This window comes from Streptomyces sp. NPDC043896, from assembly GCF_056435605.1.
In genome coordinates this window covers 1-21,951 of record NZ_JBWKEE010000031.1, presented here as the reverse complement: position 1 = coordinate 21,951, position 21,951 = coordinate 1, and the positions used below count along the sequence as shown (strand labels likewise).

Annotated in this window: 17 protein-coding genes; 9 read left to right on the top strand and 8 right to left on the bottom strand. The window is 74.0% G+C overall.

Features of this window, described 5'->3' with window-relative positions:
• The gene (locus tag AC069X_RS33220; protein ID WP_478734552.1) at nt 1–3,249 is read left to right on the top strand and encodes a helicase-related protein; all 3,249 of its coding nucleotides are present in this window, start codon (nt 1–3) and stop codon (nt 3,247–3,249) included.
• Entirely contained in the window at nt 3,246–5,111 is a 1,866-nt protein-coding gene (gene drmB, locus AC069X_RS33215; protein WP_478734550.1) for a DrmB family protein, read from the top strand. Before AC069X_RS33220 ends, drmB begins: the two co-directional genes overlap by 4 nt.
• Before the next feature lie 57 nt (nt 5,112–5,168).
• On the opposite strand, the gene AC069X_RS33210 is transcribed toward drmB, so the two are convergent.
• The 3 genes from AC069X_RS33210 to AC069X_RS33200 form a co-directional block, all read right to left on the bottom strand.
• Nucleotides 5,169–6,179 carry a DNA cytosine methyltransferase gene (locus AC069X_RS33210; protein WP_478734639.1) on the bottom strand — a complete coding sequence of 337 codons (1,011 nt, stop codon included), beginning with the start codon at nt 6,177–6,179 and terminating at the stop codon, nt 5,169–5,171.
• A 165-nt stretch (nt 6,180–6,344) separates the two neighbouring features.
• Nucleotides 6,345–6,653: a hypothetical protein gene (locus AC069X_RS33205; RefSeq protein WP_478734548.1), complete on the bottom strand. Its 309-nt coding sequence runs from the start codon at nt 6,651–6,653 to the stop codon at nt 6,345–6,347.
• A complete protein-coding gene (locus AC069X_RS33200; RefSeq protein ID WP_478734546.1) occupies nt 6,650–7,231 on the bottom strand; it encodes an RNA polymerase sigma factor in 582 nt (193 codons plus the stop codon). The genes AC069X_RS33205 and AC069X_RS33200 overlap by 4 nt, the downstream gene beginning before the upstream one ends.
• A gap of 813 nt (nt 7,232–8,044) precedes the next feature.
• Between AC069X_RS33200 and AC069X_RS33195 the strand changes: the two genes are divergently transcribed.
• Complete coding sequence (locus AC069X_RS33195; RefSeq protein WP_478734544.1) at nt 8,045–9,874, top strand: ABC transporter ATP-binding protein; 1,830 nt, start codon at nt 8,045–8,047, stop codon at nt 9,872–9,874.
• 118 nt (nt 9,875–9,992) lie between these two features.
• Here the strand turns inward: AC069X_RS33195 and AC069X_RS33190 are convergent, their stop codons facing one another.
• Nucleotides 9,993–10,622 (bottom strand): endonuclease, encoded by a 630-nt coding sequence (locus AC069X_RS33190; RefSeq protein WP_478734542.1) that lies wholly within the window; start codon nt 10,620–10,622, stop codon nt 9,993–9,995.
• Between the two features lie 212 nt (nt 10,623–10,834).
• On the opposite strand from AC069X_RS33190, the gene AC069X_RS33185 reads away from it, so the two are divergent.
• Both AC069X_RS33185 and AC069X_RS33180 read left to right on the top strand, forming a co-directional pair.
• The gene (locus AC069X_RS33185) at nt 10,835–12,898 is read left to right on the top strand and encodes a SpoIIE family protein phosphatase (RefSeq protein WP_478734540.1); all 2,064 of its coding nucleotides are present in this window, start codon (nt 10,835–10,837) and stop codon (nt 12,896–12,898) included.
• 51 nt (nt 12,899–12,949) lie between these two features.
• On the top strand, nt 12,950–13,819 hold the full coding sequence (locus AC069X_RS33180; protein ID WP_478734538.1) for a YwqG family protein: 870 nt from the start codon (nt 12,950–12,952) through the stop codon (nt 13,817–13,819).
• A gap of 65 nt (nt 13,820–13,884) precedes the next feature.
• Here AC069X_RS33180 and AC069X_RS33175 read toward each other — a convergent pair whose 3' ends face one another.
• From AC069X_RS33175 to AC069X_RS33160, 4 genes are all read right to left on the bottom strand, one after another.
• Nucleotides 13,885–14,565 carry a DUF305 domain-containing protein gene (locus tag AC069X_RS33175; RefSeq protein WP_478734536.1) on the bottom strand — a complete coding sequence of 227 codons (681 nt, stop codon included), beginning with the start codon at nt 14,563–14,565 and terminating at the stop codon, nt 13,885–13,887.
• A gap of 67 nt (nt 14,566–14,632) precedes the next feature.
• Nucleotides 14,633–15,058, bottom strand: coding sequence for a DUF6153 family protein (locus AC069X_RS33170; RefSeq protein ID WP_478734534.1), 426 nt, complete (start codon nt 15,056–15,058; stop codon nt 14,633–14,635).
• A gap of 89 nt (nt 15,059–15,147) precedes the next feature.
• Nucleotides 15,148–16,200 carry an NUDIX domain-containing protein gene (locus tag AC069X_RS33165; RefSeq protein WP_478734532.1) on the bottom strand — a complete coding sequence of 351 codons (1,053 nt, stop codon included), beginning with the start codon at nt 16,198–16,200 and terminating at the stop codon, nt 15,148–15,150.
• A gap of 128 nt (nt 16,201–16,328) precedes the next feature.
• Nucleotides 16,329–16,952, bottom strand: coding sequence for a LysE/ArgO family amino acid transporter (locus tag AC069X_RS33160; RefSeq protein ID WP_478734530.1), 624 nt, complete (start codon nt 16,950–16,952; stop codon nt 16,329–16,331).
• A 68-nt stretch (nt 16,953–17,020) separates the two neighbouring features.
• Between AC069X_RS33160 and AC069X_RS33155 the strand changes: the two genes are divergently transcribed.
• The 4 genes from AC069X_RS33155 (at nt 17,021) to AC069X_RS33140 (ending at nt 21,839) form a co-directional block, all read left to right on the top strand.
• Nucleotides 17,021–17,926: a LysR family transcriptional regulator ArgP gene (locus AC069X_RS33155; protein ID WP_478734528.1), complete on the top strand. Its 906-nt coding sequence runs from the start codon at nt 17,021–17,023 to the stop codon at nt 17,924–17,926.
• Nucleotides 17,927–18,206: 280 nt separating this feature from the next.
• Nucleotides 18,207–18,827 (top strand): ankyrin repeat domain-containing protein, encoded by a 621-nt coding sequence (locus AC069X_RS33150; RefSeq protein WP_478734526.1) that lies wholly within the window; start codon nt 18,207–18,209, stop codon nt 18,825–18,827.
• On the top strand, nt 18,824–20,014 hold the full coding sequence (locus AC069X_RS33145; RefSeq protein WP_478734524.1) for a YncE family protein: 1,191 nt from the start codon (nt 18,824–18,826) through the stop codon (nt 20,012–20,014). Before AC069X_RS33150 ends, AC069X_RS33145 begins: the two co-directional genes overlap by 4 nt.
• Nucleotides 20,015–20,051: 37 nt before the next feature.
• Entirely contained in the window at nt 20,052–21,839 is a 1,788-nt protein-coding gene (locus AC069X_RS33140) for a serine/threonine-protein kinase (RefSeq protein WP_478734522.1), read from the top strand.
• Nucleotides 21,840–21,951: the final 112 nt, after the last annotated feature.

Sequence of the window (21,951 nt, the reverse complement as noted above, 5' to 3'; positions counted from 1 at the left end):
ATGACGATCCACGCAGGGCGACACGCCGCGCACTACGAGGTTCGGGAGGACCTCGTGGCCCGGCTCCGCCGAGAGCTGCTGGGCCCCGACGTCGACGCCTCGGCGGCAGACCGTGCCGAGGTGCTGGACCAGGACGCGCCGATCACCCGCTATCCAGTCGGCGTGCTCTTCCCCCGCCCGGCGGACGCCGCCGCAGTCCATCGCCTGCGGGAGGACGAGGCCGAGGAGGACGGCCTGGACGAGGAACCCGTGACCGGGGCGAACGGCCTCGACGAGTCCGGTCCGGTCGCCGAACGCCCGCACGCCGGTGACCGGCGCCCGTCCACGGTCGGCCTGACCTTCGCCGTCGATCTCGCCGCGTGCCGGGAGATCGTGGTTTCGGCGCGTGCCGCCGTGTACGAGCCGGAGGACACCGAGGGACGCAAGGTCGCGGCCCGCCGGAGCGAGGCCCGCACCACGTCCGAGCAGCGGGAGCGTTGGCGTCGGGTGGAACTCGACCTGCCGGACACCACCGTGGACGTGACCTACCCGGGGCGTGGTGCCTCGCGCGATCTCGTCGAGGACAGGGTCCGGCTGGACGTGCAGGTGCGTCGTCCGTCGGACCGGACCGGAACGGTCACCGTCACGGTCACCCTGGTCAACGTCCAAAGGGTGGGGGAGCGTGAGCTCCAGGACGCCTTCGCCCTCTTCCAGACCGGACTGACGATCCGCGCCGCCAACGGATCGAGCGCGTTCGTCGAGCGCCCCGCAGCATTGGCCGCCGTCGACCCCGAACTGGAGACCAGCCGGCTGCTGCACCGCCACGCCCCCACCTTCGCAGCAGGTCACGGCTGTGCCGCGGTGTGGGACTGGACCCCGTCCCCGGTCGGCCTCACCGATGTGGAACGTGCGGGCGTGGCGGAGGTGCGCACCGAGTTCGTGCCCACGCACGAGGTGTTGCTCACCGACTCCAACCCCGAGATCGACGACGCCGCCCTGACGATGACGGGCCTCGCCGAGGCGTCCGACACCGACGTGATCACCGCCCTGGAAGGTCTGGCCGCAGGGTATGAGCGGTGGATCACGCGCAAGAGGGACGAAGCGACCGCTCTCGCCGGCACCTCGTACGAGCAGGCCGCGTTCGATCAGGTCAACTCCTGCCAGGAGGCCTTGGACCGGATCCGCGTGGGCATCGCCCTGCTGGACACCAAGCCCGATGTGATGCGGGCATTCCGGCTGGCCAACGTCGCGATGGCGACCCAGCGTGCCCGCAGCGCCTGGGTCAAGGACGGCCGGGAAGGCGAACCCGACCTCGCGTCCGCGCGCTGGCGCCCCTTCCAGATCGCGTTCGTGCTGCTGTGCCTGGCCGGCGTGGACGACCCGGAGCACCCGGACCGGGGCGTGTCGGACTTGCTGTGGTTCCCCACCGGTGGTGGCAAGACCGAGGCGTACCTGGGCCTGATCGCGCTGACCACCTTCCTGCGTCGGATGCGCCTCGGCGCGGCGGGCGGCGGCGTCACCGTGCTCATGCGGTACACGCTGCGCCTGCTCACGCTCCAGCAGTTCGAGCGCGCTGCGATCCTGATCTGCGCCATGGAACGGATGCGCCGCGACAATCCTGCCGAGCTGGGGCACGAGGAGATCTCCCTCGGCATGTGGGTGGGGCAGTCCGCAACACCCAACACCCTCGCCGTCGCCTCCGACCAGCTCGGTGCCGCCCGCGCCGGGAAGGCGCTCCAGCGGGAGAACCCGGTCCAACTCCACGCCTGCCCCTGGTGCGGGACCGCCCTCGACGCCCATCACTACTCCGTCGACAAGGAAGCAGTCCGGATGGACGTGCGCTGCCCCGGCGCGGGCTGCGCGTTCTCCGGCGGACTGCCCGTCCACCTGGTCGACGAGACCGTGTACAGGGCCCGTCCCACCTTGGTGATCGCCACCGTCGACAAGTTCGCCGCGATGCCGTGGCGCGCCGAGACCGCGGCCCTCTTCAACAGGGACCGTCAGGACTCCACGCCGCCCCCGGAGCTGATCGTGCAGGACGAGCTGCACCTGATCTCCGGACCGCTGGGAACGCTGACCGGTCTGTACGAGACGGCTGTCGACGTGCTCGCAGACCGCCCCAAGGTGATCGCCTCGACCGCGACCATCCGCCGTGCCGCCGACCAGGGCAGGGCCCTGTTCTCGCGTGAGGTGCGCCAGTTCCCGCCCGCCGGCCTGGACTCCCGGGACTCCTGGTTCGCCGTGGAAACCCCCGCAGGTGGGAAGGCGTCCCGCCGCTACGTCGGGCTGCTCGCCCCGGGGACCAGCCAGTCCACCCTGTTGATCCGCACCTACGCCACCCTGCTCCACCGGGCCATGAGGGCCGACACCCCTCCGAAGGTGCGTGACGCCTACTGGACGCTGGTCGGCTACTTCAACAGTCTGCGCCTGCTGTCCGCCGCCGAACTCCAGGTCCACGACGACGTCGTGGCCCACTTGGAGCACTTGGCCGACCGGGACGGCTGCGAGCCCCGCTCCATCGGCAATTACGCCGAGCTGACCAGTCGGGTGGACGCCAGCGACGTTCCGGCCCGCCTGAAGCAGATCGAGCGACGGCTGCCCCAGGACGACGTGGTGGACGTCCTCCTGGCCACGAACATGATCGCCGTCGGCGTGGACGTCGACCGCCTCGGCCTGATGGCCGTCATGGGCCAGCCGCAGACCACCGCCGAATACATCCAGGCCACCAGCCGCGTCGGCCGTGCCCACCCCGGGCTGGTCGCGGTGATGTTCAACGCGGGCCGCTCCCGCGACCGCTCCCACTACGAGAACTTCCAGCACTTCCATTCCGCGCTCTACCGAGAGGTCGAGTCCACCTCGGTGACACCGTTCTCGGCCCGTGCCCGCGGCCGCGGCCTGCACGCGGTGATCGTCGCCCTGGCCCGCATCCTGATCCCCGCAGCCCGCGCCGACGAAGCCGCCGGAGACATCGACGTGTTCCGTGAGGAGCTCCGGAACCGGATCCGCCCCGTGATCCTCGAACGCGTGGCGGCCGTGGCTCCCGACGAGGCGGACCACGTCGCCGACGCCTTCGACGAGTTCGTCGACTGGTGGTACGAGGAGGCCGCCGCGCACGGCGGCCTGCACTACGCGCCGAAGCGGGGACGCCGTGCCCCTTCGTTGCTCAAGCCCTACAACGACGCTCTGGAGGACGTCGAGGCGTGGGAGACCCTGTGGTCCCTTCGCGACGTCGACGCCGAGTCCGCCCTGTTCATGGAGGCATCCCGATGACCCCGCCCCCCGCCCGCCGCCGGCGCGGCTCCGACGGATCCCCCGCACCGACCCGGAGCCTGCCCCGTCGTGGCGCGGTCCGTCGCGCACAGGCCATCACCACGTACGGCGTGGGGGCCCTGATCGCCGTGGAACAGGAGTCGTTCATCGTCTGCGGCATCGACGGTGCCGACCAGTACTGGCCCCGGGACGAGGCCCCGCCGATCCACGAGCCTCGCCTCGCCCGTGTGCTGGGCGTGAGCCGCTTCAGGCTCCCGCCCGCCTCCGACGACTCCAGCCGCGACGGGGTCCGGGTACGACGCTTTCCCCTGTGGCACCACTGCCCCGGATGCCACGCGCTTGACCACGTACGGAGCTTCAACTCGCCCCCCGGCCGGAACGAATGCGCCGAGTGCGCGGAGGCACTGGTGCCCTCCCGCTTCGTGGCCGCCTGCGAGGACGGGCACATCGCGGACTTCCCGTACTGGAAGTGGCTGCACCGTGGCAGGCGCGGTGACGGCGAGGCAGGCTACTGCGGCGGTCGGATGAGCCTGCGCTCCACGGGCCGGACCTCTTCCCTCCGTTCGGTGGTGCTCTCGTGCTCGTGCGGGGTGCCGGAGGTGTCCATGGAGGGCTCCTTTCGACACGGAGCCCTGCGGGACCTCAACATCCGCTGCGAGGGCAAGCGCCCCTGGTTGAAGGACGCTCCCGACCTCTTCTGCTCCCAGCCGCCCCGGACCCTCCAGCGCGGTTCCTCCTCGGTGTGGCAGCCGGTGCTCCGCTCGGCGCTGTCCATTCCGCCGTGGAGCGACAGCAGGGTGCACGTACTGGAGGAGCATTGGGACACCCTGCGCGCGTGCTCGACGACGGCCGAGATCGAGATCGCGCTGAAGATCGTCTTCAAGGGTGCCCCCTCTCCCGTGAGCGCTGAGGAGGTCTTGGAGCTCCTGGCGGCGATGGAGGCCGAGGACCCCACCGGCGAGGGCGCTCCCGAAGCCGACCAGGAGCAGAGTTACCGGGCCCTGCGCGACCTGGAGTACGAGCGACTGTGCGCGGGCAACCCGGAGGACTCCGGATCCCACACCGAGCAGTTCGTCTGTGAGCCTCCGTCCGGTGACGACGAGCCCTTGACCGGTCTGGGACTCACCACGCCCATGCTGGTGAAGAAGCTCCGTGAGGTCCGCGCGCTGAAGGCCTTCACGCGGGTCATCGATCCGGAGACCTCCGCCGAGGGGCACGAGGCGGAGCTCTCCCTCGGCGCCACGGACTGGTTGCCCGCCATGGAGGTGCACGGTGAAGGCGTCTTCCTGCGGCTCGAGGAGGACGTGGTCGACGCGTGGGCCGAGCTGCCCGCAGTAGCCGCCCGGGTGGAACGCATGCGACAACGGCATCAGCAGGTCCTGACCGAACGGGCTTCCGACCCCGCGCTGGTACCGGTTTCGCCCGCCACCCCGCGCATGGCCCTGCTGCACACGCTCGCCCACGTGGTGATCAACGAGTGGAGCCTGGACTCCGGCTACCCCGCGGCATCGCTCCGCGAGCGGATCTACGCGGGCGACGAGATGGCGGGCGTCCTCATCTACACGGCAACCAGCGACTCGGCCGGCAGTCTCGGCGGCCTGGTCGCCCAGGGCGAACCCGAACGCCTTGCCCGGGCCGTGCGCGCGGCGGTCCACCGCGCCGAGTGGTGCTCCGCCGACCCGCTCTGCCTCGAGACCGAGACCTCCGGTGCGGGCGGCACCAACCTGGCCGCCTGCCACGCGTGCGTGATGCTCCCGGAGACCAGCTGCGAGCACAACAACGGGCTGCTCGACCGGGCTCTCCTGGTGGGCACTCCGGAGGACCCCACCGTCGGCTTCTTCTCCCACCTGCTCACGCAGTGAGCACTGCGCGGTGACGCCGGCGGGTGGGAGGAGGTTTCCTCCCACCCGCCGGAGCGGTCACCCTTCGTTCGGCGACGATGCGCGGTGCCCCAGAGCGGCCCGAACGGCGAGTCCGAGGGCCCGCCCCACAGGAGGCGGCGACGCATGGCCTATCTGGCGGTACCGTGCCGTCTTCCGACCGGCGAAGGACCAGTCCTCGGGGAATCCCTGCAACCGTGCCGCCTGCTCGACGGTCAGGGCCACCATGCCCTTGACCCCGAGTGACAGGTCCCACGGGAACTCGGGTCCCGGGGATTCGTCGGCGACGGTCCCGCCGTTCACGCGCATGCGCGCCCAGGAACGCTTCGACCCGGTCGGCCCCAGATCGGGGCCGCCCCGGTTCCAGGAGCCTCCGACCAGAGTGGGGGCCACCTGGTCCGCCTGGGCGGCCCAGTCTGCCGCGTGGGGCCAGCCGCGCGCTGCCATGGAGGCACCCAGCGCTTCGCCCACCGTGATCGGTGGTCGAGCGTCGTGGACCGGGGGGACGAACGCGTCCGCGGAGTCGCCCTTGAAGGCAACCAGAATGCCCTGTTTGCGGTCCTGGGGCACGCCGTGGTCCATCGCGTTGAGGACGAACCAACGGTGCCGATAGCCAAGGTGCGCGAGCTCGGTGGCTATGTAGGCGCGGATCGGCTCGTACCCGGGGTTGGAGACCAGATCGGGGACGTTCTCGATCAGCAGGGCCCGAGGCTGCACGCCGTGCATGAGCATGATCGTCGCTTCGAGTATGCGGATCTCCTCCGCGCTGTTCTCGCGCGCCACCGCCGCGCTCGCCTTCACCCTCGGCAGGCCGGCAGCCAGAAGGTCCACGTCATAGGTCGCCTGATGGTCCACGGGGTCGAAGTCCAGCAGATCGGCTTCGAGGACATTCCACGCAGGGCGGTTGAGTCGCAGCGTTTCGCAGGCCACCGCGCGGTTGTCCAGGAGCAGCACGGGATCGAAGCCGGCCTGCTCCAGACCGAGAGCCAGGCCACCCGCACCGGCGCACACGGCAAGGCAACTGAGGCGTTCAAGCCCGGACTCTTCCATGATCACCGCTAGTGCTCGTCGGGAACCCGCGACCCGGGGTGGGCCGCGGCCATGATCGCATTCCCTGGAGGGCGGCGTCGGGCGCCGTTTCGCATCCTGTCGTCCCGACTCGGAAGAGTCGTAGGTCGAAGGGCCGTTTCAGAGGGATCTGAAACGGCCCTTCGGTCATTCCCGGTGGTCCGCCGTCCGGTGGGCCCGGGTCAGGGTGCACGTGCCGTTCGCGCACTGGCGTCGCAGGCGGCCGCGGGAGATGGTCTGGGCCAGGCCGACCATCCAGCACGTCGGGCAGCCGCGGAAGGCGATCAGGGACAGCGGGGCCGCCAGCAGGGCGGCCGGGCCGGCCGCGGGGACCAGGGCTACCGAGCCGATGATCAGCCCGAAGCCGAGGGCGCCCCGCGCCAGGTGGCGCGGGACCGAGCTGCTGGCGAAGTCCGGCCCGGGGGTCTTCGGGCGGGCGGGGTCGGCGGTGTTCACGGGTGCGGGTCTCCTCCCGGGGCGGGGGTGCGGTCGGTCGCCTCCAGCGCGAGGCGCAGGGCCGCGCGGGCCCGGTGCAGCCGCGACTTCATCGCTGGGGCGCTGAGGCCGAGCGAGCGGGCGACGGTGTGGCCGGGCAGGCCCTGGACGTCCCGCATGATCAGGACCTGGCGCTGGTCCCGGGGGAGGGCGCCGACCGCCGCCGCGATCCGCTCCACCTCCAGCCTGCGCAGCACCGCGTCCTCGGCGGACGGTTCCGCGGAGGGGTCGGGCGCGGCCTCCGTGTCGTCGCTCCGCGACACGAGCAGGCGTACCTGCCGCAGGCACTCGTTGCGGACGATCCGGAACATCCACGAGGCGAGCGCTCCGGTGGCCCGCAGGGTGCCGATCTTCCGGTAGAGGATGATCAGCGCCTCCTGCGCCGCGTCCTCCGCGTCCTGGGGTGAGGAGCACAGCGAGAGGGCGAACTTGCGGACGTGGGGCTGCGATTCCATGACGACGGTCGTGAGCGAGCCGACGTCACCGTCCTGGGCGGCCTTGATCAGCCGGTCGTCCGGCCAGGCGAAGCGTTGGTTCATCTGCGGGTCAACTCCGGGGTGGTTCGGGCGCGTTCGCTGCTCAGGTGCGGTTCTTGAAGCGCCGCGTCAGGTGCCAGGTGCACGCGCCGACGAGCAGGGCTCCGACGACTACGAGGGTGGTGACCAGCATGGGGTTCCTCCGGGGTCTCTTACGGCGTGTTGGGTCGGTACGCGGATAAGAGGCGCGGAGGTCCGGAAAGGATTCGCGGCCCGGGGAAGTTTCTCGGCCGGGGGGGCTGGGACCGGCTCGTCACTTTCCGATCGTGTTCATCAGGATGATGGCCGTGAGGTCGCAGACGATGACGAAGGCGGTGAAGATGATCGCCGCCCATGCCCTTTGGGATGTGTTCAAGTCCACGGGCCACCTCCCGGGTCACCGGTTCGGTTCGCTGCCTGGGGTCATGATGTGCGCATTCGCCGGCCGCCGCACGACGACGCAGGGCCCCTGCGCGCCGAACACCGCGATCGGCGCGCAGGGGCCTCCTGCCGGCAGTGCCCGGGCGGCGAGAGCCGCTCGTCCGCCGAGGGCCGGAACAGGCGGTGAGGCCTGTGTGGGTGCAGTCAATCATTCGAGAGGCAAATGCGCCACCTTGGCCAGCATCTGCGGGGTGATGGGTCGTGTGGCTTTGGTTTTGCTGCTTGGAGGGTGAGGGGGGTGGGTGGCGGGGTCTTCGTGGCGGGGGTGTGCCGGGGCCTCGTGTGCGGACGCCATCCGATCGGTGGAAAGACGGAGAAAACGCTTGGACGGCGTGAGCGGCCCTGCGGAACACTGCGACTCCTGTCCTGACGCCGCTCACACCGCACAGGGTTGGTATGGGATCTCCTGAAGCACACCCAAGTCCGCCGGGCAGGGGCCCGGTCCTCCTCGCACTCCGCCACTACGGACGGGAACTCGTCCGGCTCCGGTGGCTGGCCCTGCCCGCCATGCTGCTCCCGGCGCTGGGCAACATCGGCATCAACTACGTCGCGCCGCTCGTCGTCGCCAAGCTCGTCGGCCGGATCTCCGACGACCGCGAGGTCGTCGCCTCCGGCATCGGCCCGGTCCTGCCCTACGTCATCGGGTTCGCCGGCGTCCTGCTGCTGGCCGAGGCGCTGTGGCGCGTCGGGCTGCACTGCCTCAACCGACTCGACGCGCTCGGCGTCGAGCAGCTCTACGTACTCGGCATGGACGAACTGTTCGCCAAGGACGCGGCGTTCTTCCACGACAACTTCGCCGGCTCGCTCACCAAGCGGGTCCTGAGCTTCGCCTCCCGCTTCGAGGAGTTCGTCGACACGCTGACCTTCCAGATCGTCGGCAAGTTCGTGCCGCTGCTGTTCGGCTCGGTGGTGCTGTGGCAGTACGAACCGCTGCTCGTCATCGGGCTGTTGGCGATGATCGCGCTGACCGCGCTGTGCGTGACGCCCCTGATCCGCCGCCGGCAGGCGCTCGTCGACCAGCGCGAGGAGGCCATTGCCCGGGTCTCGGGCCACGTCGCCGACAGCCTGATGAACATGGACACGGTCCGCGCGTTCGCCGCCGAGGAACGCGAGGCCGCCGAACACCGCTCGCGGGTCGCCGAGTCACGGCGGCTCATGCTGCGTTCGTGGGACTACGGCAACCTGCGCATCGACACGCTCGTCGCGCCGATGTCCGTACTGACCAACGCGCTCGGCCTGCTGGTCGCCGTCGGGCTCGCCGCGCGCGGTCACGGCGTCGAGACCGTCGTCGTCGCCTTCACCTACTACGGCAACGCCACGCGGATCATGTTCGAGTTCAACCAGATCTACCGCCGCCTGGAGAGCTCGATGACGGAGGCCGCGCAGTTCACCGCACTGCTGCTGACCCCGCCCACCGTCCTCGACCCTGAGTGCCCGGAGCCGCTGCGGCCCCAGGGCGCCGACGTGCGCTTCGAAGGCGTCACCTTCGCCCACGCCGGGGCGGAGCCGCTCTTCGAAGACCTCGACCTCGCCGTGCCCGGCGGGACGAAGATCGGCCTCGTCGGCCGCTCCGGCGGCGGCAAGACCACCCTCACCCGGCTGCTGCTGCGGATGACCGACATCCACGGCGGGCGCATCACGGTCGGCGGACAGGACATCAGCCGGCTGTCCCAGGCCGACCTCCGCGGCATGATGGCCTACGTACCGCAGGAACCGGCGATGTTCCACCGCACGCTGCGCGAGAACATCGCCTTCGCCCGCCCGGACGCCACCGACGCCGAGGTCCGCAGGGCCGCCGAGGCGGCACACGTGACGGAGTTCGCCGACGCCCTGCCCGACGGCTTCGACACCATGGTGGGCGAACGCGGCGTCAAGCTGTCCGGCGGACAGCGCCAGCGCGTCGCCCTCGCCCGGGCGATCCTGCGCGACGCCCCGATCCTGCTGCTGGACGAGGCGACCAGCGCCCTCGACTCCGAGAGCGAGATCCTCGTCCAGGACGCGCTCTGGCGGCTCATGGAAGGGCGGACGGCGCTCGTCGTGGCCCACCGCCTCAGCACCGTCGCCACCATGGACCGGCTCGTGGTCCTCGACCGCGGCCGGATCGTCGAGCAGGGCACCCACCAGGAGCTGCTCACCGCCGAGGGGGCCTACGCCAAGCTGTGGCAGCACCAGTCCGGGGGCTTCCTCGACGACACCCCGGCCCCGGGGGCCGGCCTCCGGACGTGACCGCCCGCCGCCGCGCGCCGTGCCCGCCCGGTACGGCGCCCGGCGCGGCGCGGGAGCTCGCGGTGGTGGGGGAGCGGTGGTGGGGGAGCGGTGGGGGGAGCGGCCGGTGGGGGCGCGGTCAGGCCGGTGCCGCGGAGCCTCCGGCGAGGTCCGCGCGGACGAGCGCGGCGGCGAGCCGCGCCAGGTCCCCGGGCCCCACCAGCGCCGCGAGGCCGCTCGCGGTGTGCGGGAGCCCCAGGGCGGCGGCGGCCTTCAAGGAGCGCGCGTCGAAGAAGGGACGCAGCCCCGGCCAGACGGCCTGCACCTCCCGGCAGAACACGTCCGCGCCCACCGGCCCGATCCGCGGTACCTCCCGCAGCAGCCCGCGCAACGCCGCCGGGTCGCCCCCGGCCCGGTCGCGCAGCCGGCGCAGATCGCCGCCGTACCGGTCGAGGAGCAGCTCGGCGCCCTCGCCCAGCGCGGTCGCGGTGCTCTCGTCGTAACGGACGTAGTGCCCCCGGCCCAGTGCCGCCACCCGGGTCCGCCACGCCGCGTCCGCCATCGCCCGGGGCGTCCGCAGTCCCGCCGCGAAGAGCTCCCGCGCGGCGGCCACGGCCGTCCCCGCCCTGATCGGCGCCGAACACAGGACGGTCAGCACCAGCAGCCGGTACAGCGGGGCGGGCTCGTCGCGGAGCGTGATCCCCGCCTCCTCCGCGTACGTCCGCCCGTGCTCGCGCAGCAGCTCCGCGACCGCCTCGGTCCTTCCCACGGCGGCCTCCTTCCGTCCCTTCCCGCGTACCCGGTATCTGCCGCCGCCACCGGACGGCGCCCCGGCCCCCGTCCCAGGGCCCGGACGGTACGTGGCGCCCGGCGCCCGGTCCCCGGCCCGGGAGGCGCCGGGACGGGGACCGGCAGACGATGGAGGCGTGCAGGTGCCACACGAGCCGGCCGACGCGACCGGGCCCCGGTGAACGAGGCCCGGTGAACGAACAGGTCCCGGTCGACGAGCTGATCAGCAGCGCGGCGCAGGCCGCCGGCGGCTGGCTGGGCGCGCTGCCCGTCGCACTCGTCGCCACCGGCGGTGACGGCACGATCGTGCGCTGGAACCAGGTCGCGCAGGAGCTGCTGGGCTACACCCCGCCCCAGATGCTCGGCCGCAACATCGCCGACCTCCTGCACCCGGGATCCGACCGCAGCCTGGGCCGCTCCCTGTGGGAGGCGGCCGCCTCAGGGCGCGGCGTGATGGGCACCGTCACCGCCTGGCACCGCGACGGACACCCCCTGGAGGTGGAGATCTGGGCCTCCCCGGTGTCGGACCGGCAGCACGGCTCGTCGGTGCTCGTCTTCGCGGCCGACGCGCACGCCGCCCGGCGCATCCGGGGCTCCTCGGCCGTCTGGGACGGCCTCTTCGCCCGCTCGCCCGTCGGCATCGCCATCCTCGACACGCAGCTGCGGTTCCTCCAGGTCAACGCGGCCCTCGAAGCCATGAACGGGCTGCCCGAGTCGGCGCACGTGGGACGCCGCCTCGCCGAGATCCTGCCCGAGGTGAACGCCCTGGAGATGGAGGAGGCCATGCGGCAGGTCCTGGAGACCGGGACGCCGGTCCTCGACCGCCGCCGGGTCGGCCGGACCCCCTCCGAGCCGGACCACGACCGCGTGTGGTCGTGCTCATACGTCCGCGTGGAGGACCCCGCGCGCATGCCCATCGGGGTGATCGCCTCCCTCGTCGACATCACCGAGCAGCAGCGCGACCACGTCGAAGCCGAAGCCGGCCGCCGCCGGCTCGCTCTGCTCAGCGAGGCCAGCATGCGCGTCGGATCCAGCCTGGACCTGGAGCGCACCGCGCAGGAACTCGCCGACCTCGCCGTACCGCGCCTCGCCGACGCCGTCACCGTCGACGTCCTCGACGCGCTGGCCCGCGGGGACGAACCCGGCATGGGCCTCACCGGCGGCGCGGCCCTGCGCAGGCTGGGCCGGGCCCCCCTGTCCGGATCCCGGGTCACCGACATCCTCGCCCCGCTCGGCCGGACCCTCACCTTCCCCGCGACGGCCCCCTACACCCAGGCCCTCGCCGCCCGGCAGCCCTTCCTCATCGCCCGCCTCGACGACCAGGCCATCGCCCCCGCCGCCCGGCACTCGGCCAAACCCGCGCAACTGCTCGCCGCCGGGGTGCACTCCTTCGTCATGGCTCCCCTGGTGGCCCGGGAATCGGTGCTCGGCCTCGCCACCTTCTACCGGACCCGCCCGCTGGGACCCTTCACGGCCGAGGACGTCACCCTCGCCGGGGAACTCGCCGCCCGCGCCGCGCTCAGCATCGACAACGCCCGCCTCTACCACCGCGAGCACGAGACCGCCGTCATCCTCCAGCGCAGCATGCTCCCGCAGCACATCACCCCGCCGCCCGGCATCGAGGTCAGCCACCGCTACCTGCCCGCGAGCGACGTCAACGAGGTCGGCGGGGACTGGTACGACGTCCTGCCCCTGGCCGGCGGCAAGGCGGCCCTGCTGATCGGCGACGTCATGGGCCACGGCATCGCCGCCGCCGCGGTCATGGGCCGGCTCTCCGCCTCCGTACGGTCCCTCTCGCGCCTGGACCTCTCGCCCGTACGGCTGCTGCACCAGCTGGAGGCCGCGCTCGCCGACCTCGCCGAGCCGATGCTGGCCACCTTCCTCTACGTCGTCTGCGACCCGGCCACCGGGCGCTGCACCGTCACCCGCGCCGGGCACCCGCCGCCCGCCCTCGCCCTCCCCGACGGCACCGTCCGGCTCCTGGACACCCCGCCCGGGGTCCCGCTCGGCGTCGGCGGCATCGCGTTCACCCCCACCGAGATCGAGGTTCCCCCCGGCAGCCTCCTCGTGCTCTACACCGACGGACTCATCGAAGCGCGCGGCACCGACCTCGACGAACGGCTCGGCGAGCTGACGCAGCTGCTCGCCGACCCCCAGCGGCAGCTGGACCACCTGTGCGACTCGCTGATCACCCACCTCGTCCCGGCGGCCGCCGACGACGACATCGCCCTGATGGTCGCGCGCGTCGGCGGCTGACTACGGCACCCCCGGGGCCCGTTGTCAGTGGCGCCGGGCATGATCGGACCCATGACACACGGATCCGCCGAAGCCCTGCGCGACCTGGCCCTGCGTCACCTGCCCGCCGAGACCGCGGAGCGGTGGCTGGGCCTGCTGCGCCCCGGCATACGCCTCACCGTCGCCGGAGCCGAGGACGAGGCCGTCGGCCGGCTGGGCGGCCTGCCGGCGCTGCCGGCCGGCACCGAGTGGCCCGTGTGGGAGGGCCACGGCCCGCTCGCGTTCGTGGCCTCGGTCGACTGCGCCGCACTGCCCTCCGGAGCCCTGGACATCGACCTGCCGGGTGAGGGGACGCTGCTCTTCTTCTACTTCGACGGACAGCTCGACGGCGGCGAGGCCCTGGTCCTGGCCGAGGACCCGGACAGCCGGCCGGGTGCGCGCGTCCTCCACGTCCCGGCGTCCGCCGGGACGGCCCCGGAGCGCGCGGCGCCCGAGGGGATCACCGCGTACCCCGTCGTACGGCTGGCCGCGCGTCCGGGCCTGACGGCCGCCGACCCGTGGCACCCGGACCTGAGGGCGGCGTTCGCACCGGACGCGCCGCACGGCGAGCCCTACGAGCACCCGGTGACCGACCCGGAGTTCACGGACGCCCTGTGGGAGTTCGACGGCGACCCGGGCCACCGGATCGGCGGCCACCCGGCCGCCGTGCAGAACCCGGTCGAGCTGGAGGTCGCCGAAGCCGTGCTGGAGGGGAAGGCCTCCTGGGACGACCCCGAGCTGTCCGAGGAGGCCGGCCGCTGGGTGCTGCTCGCCCAGTTCGACAGCGAGGACGCCGCCGGCATGATGTGGGGCGACTGCGGCGTCCTGTACTGGCTGATCCGCCCCCGGGACCTGGCGGAACGCCGCTTCGACCGGGCGGTGTTCACCTGGCAGTGCGGCTGATCCGCCGGGGAGGAGCGGAAGCCGGGGACCCCCGCGGGCTCCGCGGGGGTCCCCGGCCGACGGGGTCAGCTCTTGCCGAGGAGCTTGTTCATCCGGGTGATCTCTGCGCTCTGCGAGCTGATGATCGCTCCGGCCATGTCCTTGGCGGGCTGGTACTTGCCGTCGGACCGCTCCGTCTTGGCCATGGCCACGGCGCCCTCGTGGTGCTTGACCATCAGTTCGAGGAACGCGGTGTCGAAGGCCTTGCCGGAGGACTTCGTGAGCTTGTCCATCTCCTCGTCCGTCATCATCCCGGACATGGAGTGGCCGCCGTGCCCGCCCTGTGCGGCGTCCTCGGCGGGAACCTGCTCGCCCCAGGCGGTCAGCCAGCCGGACAGGGTCTTGATCTCCGGGTCCTGGGCCTTCTTGATCTCGTCGGCCAGCGCCTTGACCTCGGCGGATTCGGCACGGGTCGCGGCGAGGCCGGCCATCTCGACCGCCTGGCGGTGGTGCGGGATCATCCCCTGGGCGAAGGCGGTGTCGGCGGCGTTGTTCGCGGCCTGCGCGTTGCCGGCGGACGCGGACGCGGACGCGGACGGGGACGCGGAGGGCTGGGCGGACGCGGAAGCGGAGGCGGTGGCCCCGTGGCTGTTGTGCGCCGAGGAGCCGGAGCCGCCGTTCCCGCCGCAGGCGGCGAGGACGAGCGCGGCGGCGGTGGCGGCGGCCGCCGCGGTGGTACGGCGGACGAGGGAACGCTTGACGGTCATGGTGGTGCTTCTCCTGTTGGGGTGCGTACGGGTGCGCTCACCGGCGGGAACGCCGGCCGGGGCCGCCCTATACGCGCAGGAGTTGCAGTTCGCTCAGTGACGGGGGCGCGCGCCCGCAGGCCGTCGCCCCGAGCACGACGCCGTGCGGGGCACCGGCGACGGCGGTGATCCCGCCCGGCGCGGGCGCCGGTGCGTGCAGCGCCGGGGCGCCGCTGGTGCCGGACGCCGCGCAGGTCGGGTCGGCGTGCTCGGCGTGCCCGCCGGCGGGCCCCTCGTGGCCGGGGGCGTCCGCGTGGGTGCAGCCGCAGGGGTCGGCCGAAGGGTGCCCGGCGGCCGCCGCGTGGGCCGCGGCGTGCGCCGCGGGCGGCGGGACCGCGCCCGGGCCCAGGCCGTGCATGCCGACGATCCCGGTGAGCACGGCCAGTACGAGGAGCAGCCGCGCGGGCAGCCCGAAGGGCCTCCTCGCGCGTCCTGCCTGCGTACTCGTGCTCATGGCGGCATCGTAGAGGAGCCCCCGCGGGTACTCCAAAGGGGTAGGGGGTATCCGGGCCGGGGTCCACCCGCACGGGTCCACGGGCCGGCTCAGGCCGGGCCCGGGCGCACCGGGCGTCCCGAGTGCAGTTCCAGCGGGCCGGTGCCCTCGGCCAGGGCGGTCAGGCAGGCTTCGATCTGGCGGCGCAGCTTCGGCTTGACCAGGCCCCGCAGTTCCTCGCGGCGGGCCGTGCGCCACTCCAGCAGCTCGGCGGGCGGCAGCCGGACCGAGGCGAGTTCCGCCGGGCCGAGGACCCCGCCGTCGTACAGGAACCGGATCCGTGCGGGGTAGCCCGGCCGGTGGGTCCAGTTGACGGCGAGGAGGCGCCCGGGGAGCCGGTCAAGGCCGGTCTCCTCGCGGACCTCGCGCGCCGCCGCGTCCCGGGGGGTCTCCCCGAGGTCGCTGTCGACGCCGCCGCCGGGCAGCAGCCAGCGGCCCGGCTCGCCGTAGCCGGGCCGGACGAGCAGGACCCCGCCCGCCCCGTCCCTGAACAGCACGTTCGCCGCGGTCAGCGCCTTGGGCCGGGCCGCGCGGTGACCGGCCGGGTCGTAGCCGCCCGCGTGCTCCATGGCGGCCCGGTCGGCCGGATCCAGCCCGGCCGGGGAGCCGGGCTGCGGCACGCCGCCGACCAGGTGTGCGACGGAGCCGGAGTACAGCGCGGCCAGGGCGGCCCGCAGCCGGGGCGCGAGCCGGTCGGGCAGCCGCCGGGCCGCCTCCTCCGGGGTCAGCCAGCGGGCCTCGGCGACCTCGCCGTCCGCGAAGGCGATCGCCTCGACTGCCGCGTCGGTCAGTGGGCCCACGAAGTACACGTGGACCACGAGCGAGCGGCCGAGCGCGCCGGGCGGGCAGGAGTCCACGGCCAGCAGCCGGCCGACCGGGACGGTGAGGTCCAGCTCCTCCTTCAGCTCCCGCGCGAGCCCCTCCTCCGGGGTCTCGGTGTCCTCCACCGTGCCGCCGGGCAGTTCGAGCCCGTCCTTGTAGGAGGGGGTGAGGACGAGGACCCGTCCCCGCGGGTCCAGCACGATCCCGGTCGCGGCGACGAGCGGGGCCGGCCGGGCGGCGTAGTAGGCGCGCACGGCCTCGGGCGACGGGCGGTCGGGCACGGCGGCGGCTCCGGGGTCGGGGGAGGGGATCGGTGACGGGGTCGGGGGGAGGGGATCGGTGACGGGGTCGGGCGGCCCCGGTGGGCGGGGCGGGCGTACCGGAATCCCTACCACGCCCCCGCCGGGGTTCAGGCCCGTACGAGGAGCAGTCCGCCCATCGTGACCATCGTGGCGGCGACCAGCCCGTCCAGCACCCGCCAGGCGGAGGGCCGCGAGAGCAGGCCGCTGAGCAGCCGGGCGCCGTATCCGAGCGTGCCGAACCAGATCAGGCTGGCCAGTACGGCCCCGGTGCCGAAGACCCAGCGCAGGTCGCCCCGGTCGGCGGCCAGCGAGCCGACCAGCAGGACGGTGTCCAGGTAGACGTGAGGGTTGAGCCAGGTCATGGCCAGGCAGGTGAGCACCGCCGCGCGGGCCGAACCGGCGGCGGCGCCCTCGGTGCTGAGGGCCGCCCCGGGCGTGGGCCGCAGCACCCGCCGGGCCGCGAGGAGCCCGTAGCAGATCAGGAAGGCGCCGCCGGCGATCCCGACGGCCGTCAGGGCGGCCGGCCAGGCGGTGACGAACGCGCCGACGCCGGCCACGCCGAGGGCGATGAGGACGGCGTCCGACACGGCGCAGATGGCGACCACCGCCAGGACCGCGTGCCGGCGCGCGCCCTGGCGGAGCACGAAGGCGTTCTGCGCACCGATCGCGACGATGAGGGAGAGGCCGGTGCCGAAGCCGGCCAGGAGTGCGGGGGTGATGCCGTTGCTCATGGTCCGACCGTAAGGACCGCGCGCCCATGCGTACAGCTAAAGATTTTTACGTATCATTAGCACTCGTGATGGACGAGCTTCCCCTGGAACAGGTACGGACCCTGCTCGCGGCCGTGGACGAGGGCACCTTCGACGCGGCGGCCGCCGCCCTGCACGTGACGCCCTCCGCCGTCAGCCAGCGCGTCAAGGCCCTGGAACAGCGCACCGGGCGGGTCCTGCTGATGCGGACCAAGCCGGTGCGGCCCACGGAGTCCGGGGAGGTGGTCATCCGCTTCGCCCGGCAGCTGGCCCGGCTGGAGCGGGACGCGCGCGCCGAACTGGGCATGGGCAGGGCGGACGGGCTGGGCCCGGTCCGGATGCCCATCGCGGTCAACGCGGACTCGCTGGCCACCTGGTTCCTGCCCGCGCTGACCCGCGTCCCGCAGCAGCCGGCCATCTGCTTCGAGCTGCACCGCGAGGACGAGTCCCACACGACCGCCCTGCTGCGGGAGGGCCAGGTCATGGCGGCCGTCACCTCCTCACCGGACCCGGTGGCCGGATGCACCGTCCGGGCGCTCGGCCTGGCACGCTACCTGCCGGTCGCGAGCCCGGAGTTCACCGCCCGCCACCTCACCGGAGCCCCCGCCCGGGACCTGCGCGAGGCACCGCTGATCGTCTTCGACCGGCGCGACGTCCTCCAGGACGAGTTCGTCCGGGCGCTCACCGCGGGCGCCTCCGCAGCCTCCGCCGCACGGCACCTCGTACCGACCTCGGAGGGCTACCGCGACGCGGTGGCCGCCGGCCTGGGATGGGGCCTCGTCCCCGAACCGCAGGCGGAACCGCTGCTGGAGAGCGGCGCGCTGGTGCCGCTGGCGCCGGGCCGCTGGCTGGACGTACCGCTGTACTGGCAGCAGTGGAAGCTGGACTCGCCCGCGCTGGCGCTGGTCGCCCGGGTGGTGGCCGAAACGGCGATGGAGGCCCTGAGGCCCGTGTAGGCCGCGCCCTTCCGGCCGCGCCCTTCCGGCACCCGCGCGCTTCCGGCACCCGCCCCTTCCGGCCGCGCCCGGCTGACCCCACGGAGGCCCGGGGTGTCCGCACGGCAGCGCCGGCCGCGCCCGGAGGACGCCGCGGGCGGGTGCGACTTCACGGCCCCCCTGGCACGTGCCGGGACCGCGCGGATCGGCCGATCGGATGACGGACGGGTCGGCCGGGCGGCCGGGGAGGCGGGGACGGCGGGGGGACCGGCCGCCGCGCCCGGCCCGCCAGGATGGAGGCATGAACCCGCACGACCGACTGCTGCTCGACGCCGCCAAGGCCGGGGACACCGACGCGGTGCGCGCCGCGCTCGCCGCCGGCGCCGCCCCCGGGACCCGGGACGAGGACCTCCGCACCCCGCTGCTGCTCGCGGTCCTCGGCGACCACGTCGCCACGGCCGAGGTCCTGGTCGCCGCCGGCGCGGACCCCGACGCCCCCGACGCCCGCGAGGACAGCCCCTGGCTGGTCACCGGCGTCACCGGCAGCGTCCGCATGATGCGGGTCCTGCTCCCGGCCGGTCCCGACCTGACGCGGCGCAACCGCTTCGGAGGGACCGCCCTCATCCCCGCCGCCGAACGCGGGCACGTCGGATACGTCCGGGCCGTCCTGGCGGAGACGGACATCGACGTCGACCACGTCAACCGGCTCGGCTGGACCGCCCTGCTGGAGGCCGTCATCCTCGGCGACGGCGACTTCCGCCACGAGGAGGTCGTCCGGCTGCTGCTCGCCGCCGGAGCCGACCCCTGGCTCGCCGACTCCAAGGGGGTCACCGCGTACGAGCACGCGGTCCGGCGCGGCTTCGACGGCCTGGCCCGGCTGCTGCGCGCCGCGCAGGACGGATCCGGCCGGAGCGGACGATGAGCCCCCGCGAGCGGGCCATGAGCCCCCGCGAGCGGTCCCGGGCCGCGCGCCCGGCCCGCGGGCGCGGCCGCTCGCGGACGCTGCTCCTCGTCGTGCCGGCCGTCGTCGCGTTGCTGGGCGGCTGCACCCCGTCCGGCACCGGCGACGGGTCCGGACCGGGACGCGCCGCCGCCCCGCCCGCCCCCGCCGGCACCCCGCTGCCCGCCGGACGCCCCACGCCCGGCGGGACCCTGCTCGTCGCCGACTTCGGGGCGGACACCGTCACCTTCGTCGACCCGCGGCACGGCCCGGTCGGCTCCGTCCCCGTCGGCACCGCGCCCTACGGGCTGGCCGTCGGCCCGGACGGCCTCGCCTGGGTGGCCACCGCCGAGGGCGTCGCGGTGGTCGACACCCGCACCCGGGCCCGCGTCGCCCGCATCCCGTACACCACCGGCACGGGGCCGGCCGGCACCGGCGAGTACCGGGGAGGCGGCATGGGCATCGCGCTCTCGCCGGACGGCACGCGCGCCTACGTCGGCGTCAACGTCCCCGGCGGCCGGGGCGTGCTGGAGGTGATCGACACCGCCGCGCGCGAGGTCACCGCCACCGTGCCGGTGGGCCGCCGACCCTTCGACGTGGACGTCGCCCGCGACGGCGGCGAGGTGTACGTCACCGGCCACGACTCCTTCGACGTCACGGTCGTCGCGGCGGACACCCTCGCCCAGCGCCGCATCGAGGTCGCCCCGTACGGCACCGAGGGAGGTCTCGGTTCCTGGCTCAAGCCGCACTACGCGGTCGTACGCCCCGGCGACGGCCGGCTGCTGCTGCCGTTCGAGGGGGAACGGCTGGCCGTGGTGGACCCCCGGACCGGCGCTGTCACCGTGGAGCCGATGACGGCCGACACCCACCAGCACGGCGCCGCCCTCACCGCGGACGGCCGCCTCCTGGTCGTCGGAACCGGCGCCGTCGAGGAGGGCGAGGGCCCCTCGCTCACCGTGCGGGCGCCCGGCGGCGACGAGCGCGTGTACCCGCTGGACGGCCCGCACGAGGACGTGGCGGTCTCCCGCGACGGCCGCACGGCGTACGTCACCGGCGGCCACACCCGGGACGGCTACTGGAACGGGCTGACCGTCGTCGACCTCACCGACGGCACCACGCGCCGCCTCCCGGCCGGCAGCCGCCCCCTGGGCATCGCCGTCCTGCCGTAGGCCGTGCCTTCAGGCCCGGCAGGTCCGCCCGCCGATCATGCCTCTACGCTTGTGCCCCGTCAGATCGTCGAGACGAACGACCGGTCGTGGAACGGAGCATGTGGTGCCAGCGGGCCAAACGGGGGAAGCGAACGACGGGGACCTCGTCGGCAAGGTGCTCGGGGGCCGCTACCGGGTGACCTCCGTGGTGGGCCGCGGCGGCATGGGCGTGGTCGCGCGGGCCGTCGACGAACTGCTCGCCCGCGAGGTCGCCGTGAAGGTCGTGCGGGCCTACACCGACGCCGGCGACGCCGAACTGGCCGACCTGCGCACCCGGATGGAACGCGAGGCCCAGGCAGCCGCCCGCATCCGGCACCCCGGCGTGGTCACCGTCCACGACGTCACGCACGAACAGGGCCTGCCCGTCATCGTCATGGAACTCGTCGACGGGCCCTCCCTCGACGACTCGGTGACCCGCTACGGCGCCCTCGACCCGTACGAGGCCGCCGCGATCGGCGCCAAGCTGATGGACGCGCTCGGCGCCGCGCACCGGGCGGGCGTCCTGCACCGGGACGTGAAGCCGGGCAACGTGCTGCTGGAGCGGGGCGGCCGGGTCGTGCTCACCGACTTCGGCATAGCCACCATCGAGGCCTCCGGCGACGAGGCCATGGCGAAGCTGACCCGCAGCGGTGAGCTCGTCGGCTCGCTCGACTACCTGCCGCCGGAGCGCGCGCAGGGCAGGGAGCCCGGCCCGGCCTCGGACATCTGGTCGCTCGGGATGACCCTGTACGCGGCGGTGGAGGGCACCTTCCCGTTCCGCCGCACCTCGGTGTGGTCCACGCTGGCCGCGATCATCGGCGACCCGCTGCCCGAGCCCCGCCGGGCGGGCCCGCTCGCCCCGGTGCTGCGCGCGCTGATGGCGAAGGAGCCGGAGCACCGGCCCACCGCCGAACAGGCCCGCGCGATGCTGGAGCAGGTGGCGTCCGGCGGCACCCCCGCGGTCCCTCCGGCCCCCGCCGCGGCGCCGGTGTTCGCCCCCGGGCCCGCTCCGGTTCCGGGGCCCGGGCCGCAGCCGGTGCCCGGGTTCGGGCCCCCGCCGGCGGCTGCCGGCGCGCCCGTCGGCGTCGGCGGTGGCGGTGGCGGTGGCGGTGCCGGATCGTTTCCGCAGCCGTACGCCCCCGCCCCCCAGCCCGGCTTCCCGCCGCAGGGGCCGCCCCAGGGGCCCCAGCCCGGGCAGCCGCTCACGGCCCCCCAGCCCGGCTCGGCGGCCGTGGACCGGGCGCGGCGCCGCAGCCGCGCCGCGATGGCCGTCGCGGTGGTCGCCGTACTCGCCGCCGGCGGCGTCACCTACGCCGTGACCTCCGGCGGCGGCGACCGTACGGACGCGGTGGCCCCCGCCCCGGCGCCCGGCGGCTCCCCGGCCGGCGGCGGGCAGCCGGGCGCGGCCTCCCCGGGCCCCTCGCCCTCCGGCACCGGGCCCACGCCGAAGCCGTCCGCGAGCACCTCGAAGAAGCCGGGCACGGCGTCGCCCACCCCGAAGGGCTCCTCGGCCGCCCCGGGCCAGCCCAAACCCGTACCGACGGGCTGCGCGGGCTGGACCCACCGGGACCCGAAGCCGGGCACGTACGGTTACATCGACGGCGACCACCACGTGCTGGCCGCGCCGTACCAGCAGTGCGCGCGGGGCGCCCTGGTCAAGAACGGCACGAAGCTCTGGTACCACTGCTACATCGTCAATTCGTACGGCAACCAGTGGACGTTCGTGCGGGTGGACGGCACCAACACCACCGGCTGGCTGTACAACCGCGACCTCAAGGGCCAGAAGGGCTCGTCCCCCGCCTGTTAGCACCCCGGGGCCGTGCCGCCTAGACGAGTAAGTCCGAAGTCTTCGGGTGCATGAAGCGAGGGTCTCGTTGATCCGTTTGTGACGACAGATCTCGAAACCCTCGCGACAGCAC